This window comes from Microvirga sp. GN3 (assembly GCF_055792825.1).
The window spans coordinates 1-3757 of the sequence record NZ_JBVVAK010000309.1; the positions used below are offsets into that span (position 1 = coordinate 1).

The 3757-nt window shown below is 56.5% G+C and carries 7 protein-coding genes; 4 read left to right on the plus strand and 3 right to left on the minus strand.

Going from position 1 to position 3757, the window contains the following annotated elements; translation table 11 throughout:
- The 4 genes from ACS5Q1_RS46955 to ACS5Q1_RS46970 form a co-directional block, all read left to right on the plus strand.
- Positions 1-283: hypothetical protein (locus ACS5Q1_RS46955; RefSeq protein WP_473104635.1), on the plus strand; the 283-nt coding region annotated here is incomplete at its 5' end.
- Between the two features lie 59 nt (positions 284-342).
- Positions 343-1479: a hypothetical protein gene (locus ACS5Q1_RS46960; RefSeq protein WP_473104636.1), complete on the plus strand. Its 1137-nt coding sequence runs from the start codon at positions 343-345 to the stop codon at positions 1477-1479.
- Positions 1469-1672, plus strand: coding sequence for a hypothetical protein (locus ACS5Q1_RS46965; protein ID WP_473104637.1), 204 nt, complete (start codon positions 1469-1471; stop codon positions 1670-1672). Before ACS5Q1_RS46960 ends, ACS5Q1_RS46965 begins: the two co-directional genes overlap by 11 nt.
- Before the next feature lie 222 nt (positions 1673-1894).
- Positions 1895-2479, plus strand: a complete 585-nt coding sequence (locus tag ACS5Q1_RS46970) for a hypothetical protein (RefSeq protein ID WP_473104638.1) — start codon at positions 1895-1897, stop codon at positions 2477-2479.
- On the opposite strand, the gene ACS5Q1_RS46975 is transcribed toward ACS5Q1_RS46970, so the two are convergent.
- The 3 genes from ACS5Q1_RS46975 to ACS5Q1_RS46985 all read right to left on the minus strand — a co-directional run.
- Positions 2457-2801, minus strand: a complete 345-nt coding sequence (locus tag ACS5Q1_RS46975) for an integration host factor subunit beta (protein WP_473104639.1) — start codon at positions 2799-2801, stop codon at positions 2457-2459. The genes ACS5Q1_RS46970 and ACS5Q1_RS46975 overlap by 23 nt on opposite strands.
- A gap of 113 nt (positions 2802-2914) precedes the next feature.
- On the minus strand, positions 2915-3196 hold the full coding sequence (locus ACS5Q1_RS46980; RefSeq protein ID WP_473104640.1) for a hypothetical protein: 282 nt from the start codon (positions 3194-3196) through the stop codon (positions 2915-2917).
- A gap of 339 nt (positions 3197-3535) precedes the next feature.
- On the minus strand, positions 3536-3757 hold a 222-nt coding region (locus ACS5Q1_RS46985), incomplete at its 5' end, for a hypothetical protein (RefSeq protein WP_473104641.1).

The window sequence follows — 3757 nt, forward strand, 5'->3', positions numbered from 1 at the left end:
GCCGCTGCAGCCGCAGCACCAGTTCGATCAGCTCTTCCTTCGTCAGGCGCTGCAAATCAGTGCGATCCATGGCCCCATGGATTCAGGAATTGCGCCTGATGACAAGGGCGTGGGTAATTACAGGTCAGGGCGTAAATCAAACAATTCTGACAACACCGAGTTCAAGTTTTCACTGGGAGCATGTCTTTTAACAGAGCATCGCTTCCCTGAGGTTCGTTTTGAAATAGTACGCTTCCCGGCCACTTCAGAATCGCTCAAGTCCATTAGAGGACAGCGAAATTAGTAGACAGATTGTTGATCCATGCGAGTCTCGGATGATTCGAGGTTACATGGAGCCAGCCCTTGAACCCACTTCCCGCGAGCAATGCCGTCCGTCCCCGTTCCTTCTCAGGTTGGCCCCTAAGCATCGCTGTCGAACTGGATACCGCCTCTCCGTCGTTCTTGAAGTTCATCTTCTACGCGTCGTCCCGCAGGCGTCAGTCCATCTTCGCCGCCCTGGCTGCCCTAACCCGAGAGTGTCCTGAGACCCTCGCCGCTCGCCTGCGGTCCCTCGCACCTGCCGACGAGCAGATCCATCAGACCTCCGAGCAGATTGCTCGCACGTTGATGGCTGCACGGGCACGGGAGATCGTCCAAGCTGCTTTCGGCGATGTTCCGGACGGCTTCCTCGGCGTCCTCAGTCGGATCGGCGATGAGCCGCTTCGTAAACCCAGCTTGTACTTCACGCTGTTCGAAATCTTTTCAGACCCACAGAATCGGGTGCGGCGGAACGTGCTGCGTCAGCGCAGCGGTTCGATCACTGCCACGCATATCGAGGTCATCAGCCGCCTTGATCCCATTCTTGCCCATCAGAACGTCTTGAAGCGCCTCTATGGGGCGTCTCAGGCAGATGACGCGAATGCGGCACTCGCTCTTGTCCGGGGTACGGTCTCATCTGCAACTGATGAAGCCATCCGCCAGTCTATTGAAGACCTGGGAGAAAAGACTGACCTGGGAGCGCTGTTCAGCCGGTGGCTTGAGAAGGTGGACCAACCTCCTGTGCGTCTGCCAATTCCCGAGGACGATCCCGATCTCGCGGTAATGACCTCAGGCAAGGCGATGACCTCGCTCGGGCGACGCTTTCGCAATTGCGCATCCAGCCGCATCATCTACCTCGCACAAGGGGCACAGGTCCTTCTTGAATGGCGACAGCCACCCGGATTGGTAGCCCAGTGTCACCGCCTGACGAATGGCATGTGGGTCCTGACTGAGATCTACGCCAAGAGCAATGGGCGCGTCGATCCTATGGCAGCAGCCGCTCTCCGCAAAAAACTTGAAACACTCGGCATCCCAGCGCTGTGTTCGGAGGACGCTCATCCGCGCACCAGGGGCATCATGAACCTGCTGGGCCATTGGGGCGGCACCGGCAATCGTCTCAGGCTTAATGAGTTCGACCATGAACTCGATCAGGCAATCGCGGAGGTTGTCGATGTCGCGTGAAGTCGTCCGAGACAGAGCCGGAAGGGTGCTCGGATGGTACGAGAGCAACGGTGTGTCGGGTAGGATCGATGCCCGTGATGCGACTGGACGCTGGCTCGGGTACTACGACAAGAAACTGAGCGAAACCCGTGATGCTGCGGGGCGATTGCTTGGAAAAGGCAACCTGTTGGCGAGCCTGATTTTTCGACCCTGAGGCTCCATCGCCATGAGCATCCATCCGAATGCCCCGCCTCGACCATCCAGATCGAACATCGCAGATCCTCAGGACCTCCTTGCGTTTCTCCTCCAAGCCGAACCCCGGCCCAGGCGCAAGGATGCTGAGAGTGAGGTTCGAAAACAGTTTCCATGGTGGAATCGCTGGAAGCCAGAATGGCGACCACCAGAGTTCTCGTTGTCTGAGAAGGATAGCGACCGAGTGAGTGATGAATCTCGAACAGCGTCCTATCAGGCCCGACGCGAGGAGGTTCTTGGGCAGAGACAGCAACGAAAGCGGCGTCAGGGTGAAGAGCAGGCTCGGATAGGCCAGGAGCATCCCAGCGGATCAGACAGAGAGATGGGTATCGAACCGTTCTTCGAGGAAGGTGATAAGTGCATCAGCGAGTGGACCGCAAAGGCTGCAAAGTCCAGCTATGACGAGTTCCTTATCGAGGACCATCATTCCGCTGATAGCGTGGTTCAGATTCTTTTCGGCGCTCTTGGTCGGATGAAGGACGAGCGTGATGACGTGATCTCCCTCATATCGATTCTGATAAAAGAGCGCAGCCGTGTTCGGGCTCATATGGTTGCCCAGGATTGCGCCGCTGAACGTTCAAAGTCGTTGTATCGAAAGGTCGGACTTGATGAGAACTGTCCAAACCACGTTTTAGTGGCCGCCAGAAGGTCTTTCCGTGTGGTCCTCCACCCGGATACCTATCCAGCGCATAAGCAGGGAGAGGCCGAACGCCGGTTCAAGGAGACTGAAGCGATCTTCCAGGAGATTAAGCGTCTACGAGGCCCTTAACATCAGTTGCACCCGCTACGCTTCTCTTAACTCGTTTCTGCGATGCCGGATTGAGGCGCTGACGCATTTCTTTTCCCGTCTTGAAGACAGGAACCACCTTTTCGGAGATGGATACGGCCTCGCCCGTACGAGGATTGCGTCCGGTACGAGCATCCCGCTTCTTAACTGAGAAGGTCCCGAAGCCACGAAGCTCGACCCGACCGCCCTGTGCAAGGGCATCACTGATGGTATCGAGGATCGCGTTTACAATCTTCTCGATGTCACGCTGATACAGGTGCGGGTTTTGCTCAGAGAGCTTCTGGACCAGTTCGGATTTGATCATATCTGGTGTAAGCCCTTGATCTGGTGGTAACTTTTGCGAAGTTGCCAGAGGGCCTGGAAGCCGTCAAGAGATAGGGATAAGGACGGCTGTGAGACCGCCCTGCCGCATGGAGACTACGCCGCTTCGGTGCGCTTGGTAATATGCGCCCGATATGCTGCTGCCGACTTCATGGTGATTGTCCCAGCTTCCGTCAGCTTCACGATCTCGGTCTTCGCACGTTGTGCGGCTCGCGCCGTATAGGAAGACTTCAACGCGACCCGAGTGTGGTTAGCGATGTGCCTGCGATGAGCACCTGCCTGTCGCGGGCTCATGGTCTTCTCGGCAACAAACCGGTCCAGGTGATCATAGGCCCGCTTCGCTTCCGTAGGAGTGTAGCTGTCTTTCTTCTCGAACAAAGGATGTCCTTTCGGTGGTAAACTGACCCATATGAGGGCTAAAGGCACGGAATTCCAGACGAGGCTCTTATTTAAGGTAAACCCTCTGCTGCCAGGACACTGCTGGGACCACGCCATAATTTATCAGATCCGCTCGCGTCAGCCGCTGATGGTGCAACCTGCCCTGATGCACACCGCTGTTGGATAAATATCGAATGGATCTTAATAAGCTTCGACAACGAGCGGCGGCAAACCTGCCCGGCATAACCTACGGGTTTGTGAATATTGCACGGAGGCAACGCACGCCGTACGTGGTAGAGTGTATGGGCCTTGCTCGCGAGGATCTCGGGGATGCTGTTTTCACGCGAGAGTATCATCGCCGCCGCCTATGGTGTGTTCACCAGTGCTCTCATGGTCATGAAATCGAGCCGATCCGTGATGCGATGATGCAGGTCGTCGGTAATTACCCACGCCCTTGTCATCAGGCGCAATTCCTGAATCCATGGGGCCATGGATCGCACTGATTTGCAGCGCCTGACGAAGGAAGAGCTGATCGAACTGGTGCTGCGGCTGCAGCGGCCG

Coding starts and splice junctions, on each gene's coding strand:
- ACS5Q1_RS46965 (WP_473104637.1), top strand. CDS start 1,469: ATGTCGCGTGAAGTCGTCCGAGACAGAGCCGGAAGGGTGCTCGGATGG.
- ACS5Q1_RS46975 (WP_473104639.1), bottom strand. CDS start 2,801: ATGATCAAATCCGAACTGGTCCAGAAGCTCTCTGAGCAAAACCCGCAC.